The sequence below is a fragment of the Mesorhizobium sp. M8A.F.Ca.ET.207.01.1.1 genome (assembly GCF_004794715.1).
Taxonomy (GTDB): Bacteria; Pseudomonadota; Alphaproteobacteria; order Rhizobiales; family Rhizobiaceae; genus Mesorhizobium.
Genome location: NZ_SRUS01000004.1, coordinates 112,449 through 128,757, shown reverse-complemented (window position 1 = coordinate 128,757; position 16,309 = coordinate 112,449). Strand labels below are relative to the sequence as shown.

General features: G+C 59.6%; 9 protein-coding genes. 6 read left to right on the top strand and 3 right to left on the bottom strand.

The features are described from left to right. Position 1: 1 nt before the first annotated feature. Together EN850_RS12915 and EN850_RS12910 are read right to left on the bottom strand one after the other, a co-directional pair. Positions 2 to 3,061 carry an OmpA family protein gene (locus EN850_RS12915; protein WP_136091424.1) on the bottom strand — a complete coding sequence of 1,020 codons (3,060 nt, stop codon included), beginning with the start codon at positions 3,059 to 3,061 and terminating at the stop codon, positions 2 to 4. Between the two features lie 7 nt (positions 3,062 to 3,068). Then, positions 3,069 to 3,941 (bottom strand): hypothetical protein, encoded by an 873-nt coding sequence (locus EN850_RS12910; RefSeq protein WP_246689191.1) that lies wholly within the window; start codon positions 3,939 to 3,941, stop codon positions 3,069 to 3,071. Between the two features lie 649 nt (positions 3,942 to 4,590). On the opposite strand from EN850_RS12910, the gene EN850_RS12905 reads away from it, so the two are divergent. Beyond that, positions 4,591 to 7,503 (top strand): trifunctional glycosyltransferase/class I SAM-dependent methyltransferase/polysaccharide deacetylase, encoded by a 2,913-nt coding sequence (locus tag EN850_RS12905; protein ID WP_136091423.1) that lies wholly within the window; start codon positions 4,591 to 4,593, stop codon positions 7,501 to 7,503. Positions 7,504 to 7,811: 308 nt separating this feature from the next. Here the strand turns inward: EN850_RS12905 and EN850_RS37120 are convergent, their stop codons facing one another. Continuing rightward, entirely contained in the window at positions 7,812 to 8,213 is a 402-nt protein-coding gene (locus EN850_RS37120; RefSeq protein ID WP_245464380.1) for a helix-turn-helix domain-containing protein, read from the bottom strand. A gap of 897 nt (positions 8,214 to 9,110) precedes the next feature. Here EN850_RS37120 and EN850_RS12890 point away from each other — a divergent pair. The 5 genes from EN850_RS12890 (at position 9,111) to EN850_RS12870 (ending at position 16,185) form a co-directional block, all read left to right on the top strand. Next, entirely contained in the window at positions 9,111 to 9,299 is a 189-nt protein-coding gene (locus EN850_RS12890; protein ID WP_135867312.1) for a hypothetical protein, read from the top strand. Positions 9,300 to 9,498: 199 nt separating this feature from the next. Then, entirely contained in the window at positions 9,499 to 10,938 is a 1,440-nt protein-coding gene (locus EN850_RS12885) for an arylsulfatase (RefSeq protein ID WP_245464379.1), read from the top strand. Positions 10,939 to 11,059: 121 nt separating this feature from the next. After that, positions 11,060 to 11,971, top strand: a complete 912-nt coding sequence (locus EN850_RS12880) for a formylglycine-generating enzyme family protein (RefSeq protein WP_127278549.1) — start codon at positions 11,060 to 11,062, stop codon at positions 11,969 to 11,971. A gap of 168 nt (positions 11,972 to 12,139) precedes the next feature. Next, positions 12,140 to 14,362, top strand: a complete 2,223-nt coding sequence (locus EN850_RS12875; protein WP_136091421.1) for a mechanosensitive ion channel family protein — start codon at positions 12,140 to 12,142, stop codon at positions 14,360 to 14,362. A gap of 146 nt (positions 14,363 to 14,508) precedes the next feature. Next, positions 14,509 to 16,185 (top strand): sulfotransferase, encoded by a 1,677-nt coding sequence (locus EN850_RS12870; protein WP_136091420.1) that lies wholly within the window; start codon positions 14,509 to 14,511, stop codon positions 16,183 to 16,185. Positions 16,186 to 16,309: the final 124 nt, after the last annotated feature.

Below are 16,309 nucleotides of genomic sequence, written 5' to 3'. Positions count from 1 at the left end.
ACTAGTCCAGATTCACAGTAATCGAAACCCGGCGATTGGTGGAGCTCCCGGCCTGACTATTTTCAGGCACCAGCGGCTCAAAAGTGCCCGCGCCCCGAACCTGCAGCAGTTCTGGAGCGACGCCGCGCTTGTTGAGAAGCGCACGAACTGTCTCGGCGCGGGCGGCGCTGATCGATGCGTTGGCCGTCTCACGGCCCGTGGTGTCCGAATGGCCGGTCAACATGAACCGCGCTGTTACGCCTGACTTGCGGGCATTTTGGGCGAATTCCTTTATCTGATCCGCCAACCTGTCGAGAACCGGCAGCTGCTCCGGTCCCGGCACGACTTTGCCGGAAGAGAAGAAAATATCGGTCGTCTGGATGGCGTCTCTCAAAGAATTAAGTTCTGCAAGGTTCAGCTCACGCAGCTGCGAGACATCCAGAACCACTCCGTCCGCCGAAAGCTGTTCGGAGGCGGCTTGCGCCCGGCTGATCCAGCCGGCAGGAGCCTCACCCACGGCGACGATGCGACCCTGGATGATCGAAAGCTGAACCGATTTCGGCGGGGACAGCGACGCCGTCAGCCGCTTCACCACGAACTTCGGATCAAGGCTCTGATAGAATTGCCACTGTGAATGAACGCGGGCAGGATCAACCTGCGTTCCGGACAGCAGAGCTTGCGGGTCGGCGGCAAGCGGGTCTCTCAGGCCGGAAATGTAGAATTGTCCGCCGCTCGTCCGTTGTTGGGCGACGATGATTCCCGATTGGGCCTCAAGTCGCGCCACATAATACTGCCAATGCTCCGCCTCGCGCGCTTCGGGACTCACATCACGAACCTTGGAGATGTCGAATTCCGGTCCGCCTACCGAAAGCTGTCGGGCCGCTGCGCGCGCTCGATCTATCCAGGTGTCGGGAGCCTCACCCTCGGCAACGATGCGATTCTCGACGATCGAAAACCGAACCGATTTCGGCGGATAGAGCGACGCCGTCAGCCGCTTCAACACGAACTCCGGTTCAAGGCTCTGATAGAATTGCCACTGCGAATGAACCCGTGCGGGATCGACCTCGGTTCCCGACAACAGCGACTGCGGGTCGGCGCCAAGCGGGTCTCTCAGGCCGGAAATGTAGAATTGGCCGTCGCGTATCCTTTGTTCGGCAACGATGATGCCCGGCTGGGTGCCCAGTCGCGACACGTAGGCCTGCCAGTACTCCGCCGCGCGTTCTTCGGGGTCACGGACCCTGGAAATATCGAATACCGGCCCGCCTGCTGAAAGCTGCCGGGCGGCGGCCTGCGCCCGGTCGATCCAGGCGCCGGGAGCCTCGCCCTCGGCAACGATGCGATTCTCGACGATCGAAAGCTGAACCGATTTCGGCGGATAGAGCGACGCCGTCAGCCGCTTCAACACGAACTCCGGCTCAAGGCTCTGATAGGATTGCCACTGCGAATGAACGCGGGCGGGATCGACCTGCGTTCCGGACAGCAGCGACTGTGGGTCGGCGGCAAGCGGGTCTCTCAGGCCGGAAACGTAGAATTGGCCGTCGCGTATATTTTGCTCGGCAACGATGATGCCCGGCTCGGCCGCCAAGCGCGACACATAGGCTTGCCAGCGCTCCGCCGCGCGTGCTTCGGGGCTCACATCACGAACCTTGGAGATGTCGAATTCCGGTCCGCCTGCCGAAAGCCGTCGAGCCGCTGCGCGCGCCTGATCGATCCAGGTGCCAGTGGCCTCGCCCTCGGCAACGATGCGATCATTGACCACCGAAAGCCGCACCGACTCTGGCGGCACCAGCGACGCCGTCAGCCGCTTCAACACGAACTGAGGCTCGAGACTCTCATAGAACTGCCACTGCGCATGCACGCGCGCGGGATCGACCTCGGTTCCCGACAACAGCGCCTGCGGGTCGGCGGCAAGCGGATCGCGGAGGCCGGCAATATAGAATTGGCCACCGCTTATATTTTGCTCGGCAACGATGATGCCTGGCTCGGCCACCAAGCGCGACACATAGGCCTGCCAGCGCTGCCCGGTTTGCCAGGAAAGAAAGAACCAGGCACCCCCCAGAATCAAAATCAGCGCAACCAGAGCCACCACCAGCCACGGAAATCCCTGGTTTGTATCCTCCTGCTTCAGCTCAACGCAGGTCTGCAGCTGCGCCTCTACGCCGAACAGCTGCGAGGTGTCGCCGTCAAACTGCTCTAAAGCCTCCGAGCTTTGGTCATGGATGCGAAGCAATACGTCGCGAAATATTTCATGCAGTCCCTCCGGCGGATTTCCCCGGATCACCGCAACCAGCGTCGCAAGCGGTCCGACTTCCGACCAGAGACGAAGCTCGCCAAAGCGGATCGTGTCCAGGCCGCTCTGTTCTTTCTCGTTGAATGAATCCTTCACAAAATCTTGAATTGCGCTGAGCATCGAGGAAATGAGCTGAGGATCCTCGCTGGTTGCGTTATCGGCCGTAACATGCGCTATCAAGAGCCCGGAATTGCGGTTGATGAGAAAAACATGCTCTACGCGATAGACGAGAGAATGCTTCAGAACGACTTCCGAGAAGCTGGCACCGGTTCTCCAGGCTTCCACTCTCCACTTGAGACCATGCCAAGTGAATATATGTCGTAGAGTTTCATTTAGCGACTGAAAGGTCTGGTCGATCTTTTCTCCGATCGACTTGCGAATTGCCGGCAGAAACACCGGATACAATATATCCGTCAGAGTACGTGGGCTCTTCTGGATCGAGCGTTGCACGGCCCGCTCGACGGCCGGTGCGAGGGCCTCGCCGAGTTGCGCATGCGGCGCTTGGGCGGCCGCACTGGGGAGAACGCCGCCCACCGCCGTCGCAAGCTGCGCCGGTTCGTCCAGCAGATCCGTGACGCGTGAGAGCTCCGAAATCTCGCGGCCGACCAGCAACTGGCGCAGCGCTTCCATGCGAGGGTCGGCGGTTGGAACCGACTCGAATTGCGCCCGATAGTCCGGATCGACGTTCCGGGCTATTTCGACCAAAAGCTTAGCGAGAGCCTCGCGATCAATCCCTGTATCGTTCGAAGCTGCTTTTTTTGGAAGGCTGATTGGGTCGACGGTTGACGTCAAGTTCCGATCAACTCACTTTCCAGCCACGCTCCGAGTTGGTCTTGCTGCCGACGGGATCCTGATTGAGACATTTTGCGACCTCGACAAACAGGCCGGCCAAAAGATTGCGGTCGGTCTTGACGTTGCTGAGATCGGAAAACACCTTCTCTATCAGCATCTGAACGCTTTCGATCCTTTGCTTGATTTCCTCACGCAGCAAATGATCGTTTCGATTGATCCGGTCTGCAACATCGCGCTCGAGCTCGCTGACTTGATCCGACAATGCGCGCACCTGCTTTTCAAGTGCCTGATTTTGCTCGCGAAGATTCCGGTCGATCTCCTTGTCGCCCTCGGCTCGCGCATCTTTTTCGTTCCGCAATTGCGTCGCGAGCGAATCGACCTGCTTCTTCGCATTTGATTCGTACATTTCAAGATTGCGCTTGGCCTCGGATTCAACATCCTTGAAGCGCTGCAAGACCCGTTCTTCAAGCTTGGAAAAGCGGCGATCGTAGTCCTGCATCTGGTTGCCGAACAGCAGATCCCGTATCTTGTCGACACCTACAGCGTCGCCCGGGGCTCCGCTCTCGCGAGCTTGGCCCGCCATGAAGCTCAGTCCATTTCCCTCTGCATTACCGATCAGATTTGCGTCCGCTTTATTTACTGAAGACGCGGTACTCGAAGATTCCTTAGCCATCACTATGCCCCAATTGCCAGTGGAAAACCCGGAAACGGGGATTATGTCAGACAAATACCCGGCCCACAAGCCGAAATCCTCTTTGGCTCGAGCCGATTCGCGCGCCTCTTGTTCGATCTCTGAACTAGCAACAGCTACGCAATCTTCGATGATTTCGCTCTTGTATTTCTTTGATAGCTGAAGCAGTCGGCAAATCCAATTGATCATTCACTGAAACGTACTATCGAAAGCACGTCTAAAATCTATATATACTTTGAATGGAATAAATTATGATTTTTCATTAGATTAATTGCAATCCGCTGATCTAGATGTGCAGATACTTTCTGGCATCGGCCCGCATACTGTAACCGTCACCTTCCAACGCGGACCCAACGCTAGAAGGAAGGTCTTCTCTAGGACAGAGAATGGCTGTTCGAGAATCCAGGTTGAACGGCTGTTATTGCCGCAAGGCGGCCTGCGGCCATTACATTAGCGATGTCTACTTTTAATGAATCGACAGGACCTTGGAAATGACTGCCATGCGGCGCCCGTCTCAGGACAACCCGTCTGCAAGCCAGGTCAGGCTTGATTATGAGCGGAATGCCGCGGGGCTAGATGACCCTCCCGGAGCGGTGAACGAATGTGCGAGCGGAAATGCGCCGGCGCACCGACCTCAGATCTAAGCCGTCGGGCATGAGCGCTTGCCATTCAAGCATGTCTTCAAGTCTTCCTGCTGCCTCTAATGCCCCCCGATCTTGACAGAGCAGTGCTGCCGTCCGATGCCGTATCTCCCGGCGAAAGAAAGCGAAACTCGATGATCCAGGACAAAGCTACCGTAAGCGTTGTGGTACCGACGTCCAGGCGCGGGTAAGATCGCGTGGCGCATAATCCATTGGTTTCAATCGTAATTCCTGCGCACAACACGGAGGCAACGCTGGCGCGCGCGCTCGATTGCCTTCTCGAGCAGGAGGTCGTCGACTGGGAGGCGATCATCGTCGACGACGCCTCCACGGACAGCACCCCCGCGATCATCGCCGGTTATGTGGAACGAGATGCCCGATTTCGGACGTTGAGGTCTTGCGCGCATAGCCCCGCCGGCGCACGCAATGACGGGATTTCGACGGCGCGCGGCCAGTGGCTGATGTTCCTGGATGCCGACGACTGGGTGGATGCCAGCTTCCTTGCGAAAATCCTGGCCGCACTGAAAACCGCTCCCGATGCAGTGGCCGCCTATTGCGGTTCACGGCGCGTGATGCCCGATGGAGCATTCACCCCCTCGAGCATCGCCCCCGAAGTCGCGATCCAGCCTTTCGAAACGTTCGCCCGCCGATGTGCCATCGCCACTCACGCGGTGCTGGTCGACCGGGAAACAATCGTCGAGTTGGGCGGTTTCGATGCGTCGCTGCGTACCTGCGAAGACTGGGATCTATGGCAGCGCGTCGCACGCCTCGGCAAAAATTGGGTGATGGTCGACGAGCCGCTCGCTTTCCATCGAGCCAGCCCCAACGCGCTCACCCGCAATTCGACGCAAATGCTGGCGGATGCGCGAATCGTGATCGCCCGCGGCTTTTCTCCCGATCCCAGGGTCAAACGCCCAGGATTGGCTCACGCCAATGGAGCGACCGAGGCGACCGGGCGAACCGCTTCGGAAGCACTCGCGTGGTTCGCGTTGTGGAACGCTGCATCGGATTGCGGCTGCGGCGGCGGCTCGATCGATCCGCAATCCCTGCGCGCGCTCCCGGCAGGACGTAAATGGGCGCGTGAGATCGCCAAGGTGGCCCTCGATGGCCTGATGGTGGGAAGCCTATCGGCGCCAGCGCATTTGGCTGCCCGGTGGGAAAGATTTGGCGGCGCCCTCACCGCGTTGATCATCGAACTCGGCAAGGTCTGGGGCGATCCGGTCGCGGCTCGTCGCGTCCAGTATCATCTCGAGCAAATGCTTCTCGATGCCGACGATCTTGCCGCACCTCGCAGGCTGGCGCGGACACTCGGAATTCGCGTCGACGCTCGAAATCCAACCTCAACCGAGCTTCCGGAGGGAATCGATCAAATCTGTGCCTACCTGATGATGGATGGCCGGATCGAAGCTGTCGTTCAGTTCGGCGTGCTCGGGAACGTGACAAGGCGTCATTGGATTGAACTCATCCTGAATTTGGCACCGCAAAAGGACGACGGTGCCGACACGTCAGAGACGCTTGCAGCCGAGGCACTGTCGACCACGGCGGAACGCCGGCCTGATCCGGACAGTCACTTCGGCAAACTCGCGCGATTGGTCTCGGAAGCGCGGGAACTGGTTCTGTCGAGCGCCGAAGCCACGCAGCCCCTTCCGGCGCCGCGCCGTTCACCGGCCTCGGATGGCCACGACAAGGATCGTACGGCGTTCTGGAACAGCTATTTTGCGACAGAGGATCCCTGGAACTACACCTCGACCTACGAGCAGGAAAAATATGAGCGGCAGCTCGAAATTCTGCCTGCCGGCCCCATTGGACAGGCGCTTGAGCTGGCCTGCGCCGAGGGCCATTTCACGCGGCAGCTGGCGCCGCGAGTGGGTCATTTGACTGCAACTGATATCTCCGCGATAGCGGTCGAGCGGGCGCGCGCGCGATGCAGCGATCAACCGAATGTTGAATTCGGCGTACTGGATTTCATGGCCGACACGCTCCCGGGCGAGATGGATCTGATCTTCTGTTCGGAAGTGCTCTACTATCTCGATGATCTGGCCGAGTTGCAGCGCTTCACCAAAAAAGTCGCCGAGGCGTTGGCGCCTGGCGGCAGTTTCATCAGCGCACACGCATTCGTGCTTCGGGACAATCCCGAAAGGACGGGCTTCGACTGGAACACATTCGGTGGCCAAACGATCTCGGAGACGTTGGCGGCGACCGAAGGCCTCGTCCTCGAGCAATCGATCCAGACCGAACTCTATCGCATAGACCGCTTCCGCCGCCTGTCACCGGACCACATGGCGACGGAGCCGGTGATTGATCATGTGCCGGTCCGCGCATCCATCGGAATCGGGGTCGCGCGAAATATCGTCTGGGGCGGAGCGCGGGCCTTGCGCCGCGACGTCGCGCGTAGCGAGCGGCGGCAGCGTATCCCTGTCCTCATGTATCACGGCGTCGCCGATGAAGGTCCGGCCGCGCTCGCCCGTTTCCGGCTCACGCCCGCCGCGTTCGCCGGCCAGATGGCATGGTTGCGGGCCAATGGCTTTCACGCGGTTATGTCCGAGCAACTGGAATGGTCCATCGCCAACCGTCAGCCTTTCGCTGGCCGCCCGGTGCTCATCACCTTCGATGACGGCTTTCAGAACTTTGCCGATCATGCCTGGCCGATCTTGCGCGCGCACGACCTGACGGCCGAAGTGTTCCTGGTGACGGACCTTGTGGGTGAAAGTGCAAAGTGGGACGCCGTCAGCGGTCCGCCGACACCGCTTATGGACGCCGGAACGGTGCGACGTCTCGCCGCCGAAGGTGCATTCTTCGGAAGCCATCTGGCGACGCATCGCGCCATCGATGGTCTGTCGAGCTCTGACCTTGCGGCCGAGCTCCTGCGCTCTCGGATGTTCGTCGAACGGTGGACCGGCCGGCCAACCTCGGCGTTCGCGGCCCCCTTCTCCGTCACCGACCGGCGGCTTGGCAGGCTGGCCAGGGAGTGCGGCTATCGGATTGGCTTCGGCGGCAGACACGGGCCGGCGGACCTTGATAGCGATCCCATCGACCTTCCGCGCATCGAGATTCGTGGGGATCGCTCCCTCGACGACTTTGTCGCCACCGTCGAGGCCGTGCTCAATTGAACGGTGAACTTTGTCGGTGTCATTATTTCCGCTCACCATGCGCAAGAGCGACGAAACGCCTCGCACCAGTATCGCACATGCCGCCCTAAGGCCCGAGACAGACGAAGGATTTCCATCCATTCGCATCGGGGCAGGATTTTGGTAAGCTGTCGCATCGCAACCGGGTGGAGCTGTCGTTCCTGTGGTCGACGATCGTCTTCTCGAACGCAAGATGACCGAGATCGAGCAAGCGCGAGCTTGGAGCCCGCGCGTTATGTCAAAATTCGAAATGCTTATCAGGAGCGGCGACGACCGCGCGCTGTATCGGGTCAATCCTCTGGCCTTCGCCCGCGAAGCAGTGTTTCTCTGGGGGACTCGCCGAAGAGCTGGCGATAGTTCGCTGCGAAGCGGCCAAGATGGGTGAGCCCAACCTCCATCGCGATGCTTGTGACACTCGAGCCTCTTGCTCCCCGGGCGGTGAGCAGTCGCCTGGCTTCATTGAGACGGAGCGCCCTGATGAATTCCAGCGGGCTTAGAGCAAAGGTGGTGCGAAAGGCGTACTCCAATTGACGGCGGCTGACGCCGATTTCCTTACACAACCGGATGATGGGGATGTCTTCGCGGATATGGGCGCGAATGAAAGCCTCGGCCGCCCATGCCTGCCTGAGATGACGGCTGGAGGACCGATCCAATCCTGCGTTGCTAGGCGCGCCAGCGAAGGCGTCAGCCATGCCTCGCAAATATTCCATCAACGCGATCGGAGTATGCTCCGGCAGAGCTGCACCGCTTGCGGCTGCTTCGAAGCGATCTGCCATCGCCTCCATTTGGCTTCGAGACATTTTCGCATCGGTGGTGGTGAGCTGAACGGCGTTTGGGTGGTCTGCAGCCCTAGCCAAGATCGTGCCAGCGGAAAGTGCCTGGATCTCTACCCAGATCGACATCGGGACAACGGCGCCTGCATAACTAAGGCCGGGCTGGACCGTTGCTGTTACGCTCGTGCCGGCGGGGATTGTCACGATCATGTCGTCTTTGAGCGGAATGCCGCAGATCGTTGAGTCCCGGGCCTGCTCTATGCCCACTATCGCCACGGAACCTGGGGCAAAGCCGCCGCTGGCGCGGAAGGCGCAGTTGAATTCGGCCAGATCGAGCGCCCACTTGCCGTGGGACCGGATTTGCCGGAGTCGCGACGGCAGTTGCCCTGGCGAAAGCCTGTCGACCTTCACAGGCAGCCCAGAGGCGGCATCGCCGAGCCCGTCTGGGCCGAGCTGTACGTCCCTGTGCGAAGGCGATGAAGGCCAGGTGCTCAAAAATACGTCCTTTGCGCAAAGTGGATAGCAGGATGATTGTATTAGCTGTAACTTAAATGCAAATTGCGCGAGATCAATCGGCGCAAAGTATCGCCGACTCACGGCCAATGGGGACTGTGGACGAAATAGATCTCTGGGTCAGCCGGATGCGCCGAGAACATCGAGCGCCTTTGCCATGATTATCGTGTGGCGCCGAGACCGGAAGGGCGTATTGCACAGGGTGTTGGTGTGTTAATCTGTCACGTTCCGCTGCATCGCGGCCGAATTGATCTAGCGCAAAGCGGGACTTCATCCAGTCTAAGATGCTGCATCGAATATGACTTGGTCGATGAAGCCGTCTCTTCGTCGCGATTGACGGTCTACGAGGAAGAGAAATGGGGGCTATCAAGAACAGGCTTTGTCGGTTATCGGGCCGTGCACGACAACTATAGCCACGATGGCTTCGTGAACAAACTCACTCAGCAGGGGCCGATGTTGGGGTTCACCTATCAATTCGCGGTCGCCCAATAGAGGATTGTTGTGAAGTAGCTGCTTCATGGCGGCCGGGAAGCAGAACGTGGTCCTGAAGCGTCGGCCTTCAGAGTGAGTGACGATGATATCTCAAAAGCATTTACCCCTAAGGGGAGAAGGGTGGGAGAGTATGAGTATCGATCGAGACTTCCCGGCTGAAGCCGGTACAACCAACAGAATAACGCGGCGCGATGCATTGATGGCCGGCACGGCGGCTGCCGTTTCGCGCTTTGCGGTTCCAGCCGGTCTATCAGGCGCGCTTGCCGGCCTTGCCGGTGTTCAGCCCGCGGCGGCTCAAGGGACACCTCCCAACATCGTCTACATCATCTCCGACGACCAGGGCTGGAAGGACGTTGGCTTCCACGGCTCGGACATCAAGACGCCAAACATCGACAAGCTGGCTGCCGAGGGCGCGCGGTTGGAACAGTTCTATGCCCAGCCGATGTGCACGCCCACCCGGGCGGCGCTGATGACGGGACGCTATCCGTTGCGCTATGGGCTGCAGATGGGTGTTATCCCGTCAGGCGGCGGCTACGGCCTAGCCACGGACGAATACATCTTGCCTCAGATGCTCAAGGACGCCGGCTACAAGACGGCGATGGTGGGCAAGTGGCATCTGGGTCACGCGAAGGCCGAATACTGGCCGCGCCAGCGGGGATTCGATTCGTTCTACGGCGCCCTGGTTGGCGAAATCGATCACTTCAAGCACGCTTCCCATGGCGTGATGGACTGGTATCGCAATAACAAGCCGCTAAAGGAGCCCGGATACGATAACACCCTGTTCGGCACGGAAGCCGCCAAGGTGATCGAAAAGCATGACGGGAAGGCGCCGCTATTCTTGTACCTGGCATTCACCGCGCCGCATTCGCCTTATCAGGCACCCGAAGAACATATCAAAAGATATGCTCATGTTGCCGACGACCAGCGCCGGCTCTACTCCGCCATGGTTTCCGCCATGGACGACGAGATCGGTCGGGTCGTTGCCGAGCTCGAGAAGAAGAAAATGCGCGACAATACGATCATCCTCTTCCAGAGCGACAATGGCGGTGTGCGAGATGCAATGTTTGCGGGTGAATCGAAGGTCGGCAACAGCCTACCGGCCGACAATGGGCCGTACCGCAGCGGCAAGGGCACGCTTTACGAGGGCGGCACCCGCGTCTGCGGCCTGGTGAACTGGCCGGGCAAGGTGAAGGCTGGCGACGTGAACGGCCTGATACATGTCACTGATATCTATCCGACACTTGCCGGACTTGCCGGGGCAAAACCGACCAAGAACAAGCCGCTCGATGGCATGGATGTTTGGGAAACCATTAGCGAAGCCAAGCCCTCGCCCCGCACCGAGATGGTCTACAATGTCGACCCGACCGGCGGCGCAATCCGCCAAGGCGATACGAAGCTCGTATGGGCAGCCGGTGTGTTGGAGCGGGTCGAACTGTTCGATCTTGCAGCCGACAAATCCGAAAAGACCAATCTGGCCGACAAGAATCCTGACAAGGTCAAGGAATTGAAAGGAAAAATCGTGGATATCGCCAAGCAAATGGCGCCGCCGCTGTTGATAGGAGAGGCGATCAAGCTGACCTTCGGCGCACCGCCCATTTCGGCTGATCCGGCCACGGCGTTCAATGAGCTTGGAGACTAAACGCGCAGGATCGAAGTCCGTAGCTGCCAAAACCATGGACGATGTCGCCACGGCTGTGCCACCTGGAGGGGATCTGGAGTCCGTACGCTCCGTTCCCGGGCGCAGCCCGCCATTTCCAAATATGGTGTGGGTGCCAGGCGGCGAATTCCTGATGGGCTCGAACAGCCACTATCCCGAGGAGGCGCCCGCGCACCGCGTCATGGTCGCCGGCTTCTGGATGGATCGCACGACCGTCACGAATGACGAGTTCAGGCGCTTTGTCGAGGCCAGCGGTTACGTTACGCTGGCCGAGCGTCCGGCAAATGCTGCGGACTATCCTGCGGCGGGCGCCGAGTCATTGGCGCCGGCTTCAGCGTTGTTCGTCAGGCCCACGCGCGGCATCGATCGCAGCAATCACTACAACTGGTGGGCCTACGTGCGCGGAGCGAATTGGCGGCATCCGCGCGGCCCGGCCAGCACCCTCAAGGGCCTTGAAACCCATCCAGTCGTCCATATCGCATACGAGGATGCGCAAGCCTATGCGGACTGGGCGGGAAAGGCGCTGCCGACCGAGGCCGAATGGGAGTTTGCCGCGCGCGGCGGACTGAACGGCTCGGAGTTCGTATGGGGCGACGAACTAACCCCGGGTGGCCAGCATATGGCCAACACGTACCAGGGTGAATTTCCATACCGAAATAGCTGCGAGGACGGCTACGAATGGACCGCGCCTGTCGGTTCATTCCCGGCAAACGGCTATGGACTCCACGACATGGCCGGCAACGTTTGGCAGTGGACCACGGACTGGTATCAGGAGCACCGCCGGATCGAGAGCCCATGCTGCACGATGACCAATCCGCGCGGCGGTGAGCGCGAGGCGAGCTATGATCCGCTGACGCCCGATATCACGATCCCACGCAAGGTCACCAAGGGCGGGTCTTTCTTGTGCGCTCCGAGCTATTGCCGCCGTTACCGACCGGCCGCTCGCATGGCGCAGCCCGTGGATACATCCACTTGCCACCTTGGGTTTCGCTGCATCGCTCGCCTGGAACGGTGACGTCTTGCACAGCAACATCGGTTTCTTCAAGGTAGGGGCAACGGCGGGCATAGATGTCGTTGCTTGCCGATTCTATCGGAAGGTCACAGCGCGATGCCACTCATGATTCGACGATTGGGAGCCTGGTATCTGGCACGCGCGGCGCGACGTCTCGGAGATTTGACTGCGATGTTCGTCCTGATTGCCAGGCCGCTCGTCTTTGGCATCGCCCTCTTGCTGGCTGGTCAGGCAGAGGCGCAGACGCCGGCGACCGTGCCGCCTGAAAGGGTCAAACAGCTGTTCGAGCTTCTCGACGATCCGTCCGTGAAGGCCTGGGTGGTCGAGCAGCGAAAACAGGACGCCGGGCCAACCGAAGCGCCTGCCAAGGCTGGAGCTTCGCCGGCCGACGCATCGTCCGATGCCGTGGCCGCACCAGGCCAGATGAATACGATGGCATCCTCGACGCTCGATCGGATCAAGCATCATATCGAAAGAATCGTACAGACTTTGCCCTTGCTGCCGGGCCAGTTCGCGCATGTTCGGGCAAAGACCATGGAGGATATGTCCGGCAAGAGGCCTGCAGGCGTATTTCTGCTGATTGCGCTGTTCATCGCAGCCGGCCTGGCGCTCACTTGGGCAACGTACAAGTTGACCCGCCCATTCCGCCTTTGGATTATCGCGCAACCGAAGAATACGCCCATGGGGCGAGCCAAGAAGATTGGTGGCCGCCTGCTTTATTCCAGCCTGCTGATCGTCTCGTTCGCACTGGGCAGCGCCGGCGCATTCATGTTGTTCGACTGGCCGACGCTCATCCGCGAGATTGTACTGACATTCCTGATCGCGGCGGTCGTTACATGGGGTGTGCGCATGTACGTCATGGCCACGCTCGTCCCTTCCTTCATGAAGGTCGAGAGCGCCGTCGAGGTTCGTGCTTTGCCGGTCCCCAACGAAGCGGCTGACCATTGGTCCTATTGGCTACCCCGGATCGTCGGCGTCTTCGCCTTCTTCGGCGCCGCGTTCCACCTCTTGCCGGGTCTCGGCATCGATCCGGACGGAATGATGGTCCTGTCGCTGGGCGCCGATTTCGTCCTGCTGTTGCTCTTTCTGTTTGCCGTTTGGCGCCGGCCAAGGAAGCGAGACGGGGCGCCCCAAAGCGGTCACACGGGAGCGACATGGCTATTGACTGCTTATTTCGTCGTTCTGTTCCTGGAGCGCATTGCCGGCTTTAACATAATCTTCTGGTTTACCTTGGCCGCATTCTTCCTGCCTTTGGCAATCGTGCTGACGCAGCGCGGGGTTAATTTCGTGCTGCGGCCGGGTTCGGAAGAGGCCGGCCGGCCGACGATCCCGGCGGTGACGATCGCTGTCATCGATCGCGGTATCAGGATGATTTTCATCCTGGCGGCGGCTTACCTTCTCGCGCGTGTCTGGGGCCTGGACATGCAATCCATGCAGGGCAGCGATACGACGACGATGTTCATATTGCGCGGCTTGATCAATGTCGTGGTCATTGCGCTTGCAGCCGATTTCGGCTGGTCGATCATCAAGGCTTTGATCGAACGAAAGCTGGGCATCGAAGTACCGCACCCTGTGATCAGCGAGGAGGAGGGCCCGATCCTCGATCCGCAGCAGGCGCGGCTGCACACGCTGTTGCCGATCCTTCAGAACATTCTGCTCGCATCGATCATCGTGATGGCGGTGCTGATGATGCTCTCCTCGCTGGGTATCCAGATCGGCCCGCTGATCGCCGGCGCTGGCGTCGTCGGCGTTGCGGTGGGTTTTGGGGCGCAGACCGTCGTCAAGGACATTATTTCGGGCGTGTTCTTTCTGCTCGATGATGCGTTTCGTGTCGGCGAATATATTTCCTCGGGCAATTACAAGGGTACCGTGGAGAGCTTTTCGCTGCGCTCGGTGAAGCTGCGCCACCATCGCGGTCCGCTGTTCACGATACCTTTCGGTGAACTCGGGGCAGTCCAGAACCAGAGCCGTGACTGGGTTATCGACAAATTCAACATCACCGTTGGCTATGACACCGATATCGACTTCGCTCGCAAGCTGATCAAGCGGATCGGCCTCGAACTGGCGGAAGATCCCGAGTTCAAAAACTGGGTGCTCGACCCGATCAAGATGCAAGGCGTACAGGAGTTCGGCGAGTACGGCATCGTGTTGAGGGTCAAGGCGATGACCAGACCGGGAGGCGCCTTCGGTATGAAACGCAAATTCTATGTGCGGCTGCGCCAGGTCTTCAAGGAGCAGGGCATCGAACTCCCATTCCCGACCGTTCACGTCGAGGGGCTACAGACACCACATGAGGCACAGAATGCGCCGTTGGAGATCACACCCGCGTTAAAAATGGCCGCCGCGCAATCGCACACTATTCGTCGCAGAAAAAAAGCTGGCGCAACGGAATAGGAAAGAGCGCCATCACCGGGCCGACTGGAACGGAAACTGATAAGGGTCGATCCAGAAGAATGGTAAATCGATGGGCCGCGCCGGCGCTCTGCGCAAAACGGCTATTGAGGCTGGATTCTCCAAACCCCTTTTGCTAGCCAGACAGGATGAGCAACCGATTGCCGCCCGCGTGGGCAAAGCACCTCAAGACCCAACCCTCGCCGAAGGCGGCATCACCGAAGGCTGCGCCATACAAAGCGCAGTCCAAGGCAGGCCCCGACCGCAGCCACGCCGACGACTTGCTTTTACGGCAGGCGCTCGAGTTGCAGCAGGCCCAACGTCTGTCCGAGGCCGAGGAACTGTGCCTCAGGGTCCTGGCTCGCACGCCCAACCATCCGCTGGCCCTGTATATCCTGGGAACGCTCGGGCTCGATTTCGACAACGAAAAGTCACTGCGGTATTTCGCTCGGGCGGTGGCAGAGGATCCGCAGAATCCTTACTACCATCTTAGCCTCGGCGAGACCTATTTGAAGGTCAGCGAATTTACGCCGGCGATCAAGCACTTTCAGTACGCCCTGGACTTGAAGCCGGATCTGGTGGAAGCGCTTTGCGCCTTGGGCGATGCCTACAATGCGTTTGACAAGTGGGAGATGGCGCTGCCGCTCTTTGAGAAGGCGCTCAGGATCGACCGAGATCATCCCGTAGCCCGGTTGGGGTTGCCCCGCGCGCTCGCAAGCCTCGGCCGTATGGACGAAGCCGCGGTTCATCTGAAAGAGGCAATAGAACGGCGCATCGCGGTACCGGCTGCCCACAACGCGCTTGTACGCACGCGCAAATTCGCTGAAGAGCCGCCAGAACTCGGGGCAATCCTGACGGAGCTTCAAGACCCGGGCCATGGGCCGGAGGGAGCGGCAGCGCTCCATCACGCCGCAGGAAAGGTTCTCAACGACCTCCGCCGCTATAAGGAGGCGATGGATCACTTTAAGAAGGGGAATGAAGCCGGGGGCCATACATTCGATCTGCAATCTTACCGCCGCTCGGTCGACGGCATGATCGCAACCTTCACGCCGGAACTGGTGGCTTCAAGAGCCGCGTACGGCAATCCCTCGGAGGAGCCTGTATTCGTCGTGGGCATGCCTCGTTCGGGCACGACATTGACAGAGCAGATCTGTGCCAGTCACCCCAATGTTCATGGCGCCGGCGAGCTCAGCAAACTCAGGCGAACAGCCAATGGACTCGGTGTCGCAGACCGCTCCAGTGTGAACTTCGGCCAATCCATCGCGATGATTACTCCCGATCTGACCAGGACTTTGGCCGAAGAGCACCTTGCTTATCTGCGCGAGCGGGCTCCCGACTCGCTGCGAATTGTCGACAAGATGCCTCACAATTTCGAGCTGATCGGCCTGATTGGCCTTCTTTTCCCCAAAGCGCGTATCATTCATTGTCGTCGCGACGCCATCGACAATTGCATCTCCTGTTTCGTCCTGCAGTTCAATAAAGCCCACAGCTACAGTGCCGATCTTGAGACGCTGGGGCTTTACTACAGGGAGTATGATCGCTTGATGCGGCATTGGGATAATGTTTTTCCGGGTCGTATTTTCGAAAGTCGCTACGAGACGTTGATCGAAAATCAGGAGGAGCAGTCGCGCCGGCTCATGGATTATCTCGGATTGCCGTGGGACGATGCCTGCCTGCGCTTTTTTGACAAAGGCGGCTCCGTAAACACCTACAGCAATTGGCAGGTTCGCCAGCCGATCTATACGTCGTCCGTCAAGCGTTGGAAGAATTACGAAAGCGAGATTCAGCCGTTGATCGAAGCCTTGGGCGATCTTGCTGAGTTTTGACCGGTAGTGCCTGATGCTGCGCGCAGTTGGTTGCACCCAATCCCGCCGGCGTACGCTTTCCGCCGTTAGACCAGTCTAACAGGCTTTCCTCAGGCTGAACGCCGCGTTCCTTCACCTGTCCGGC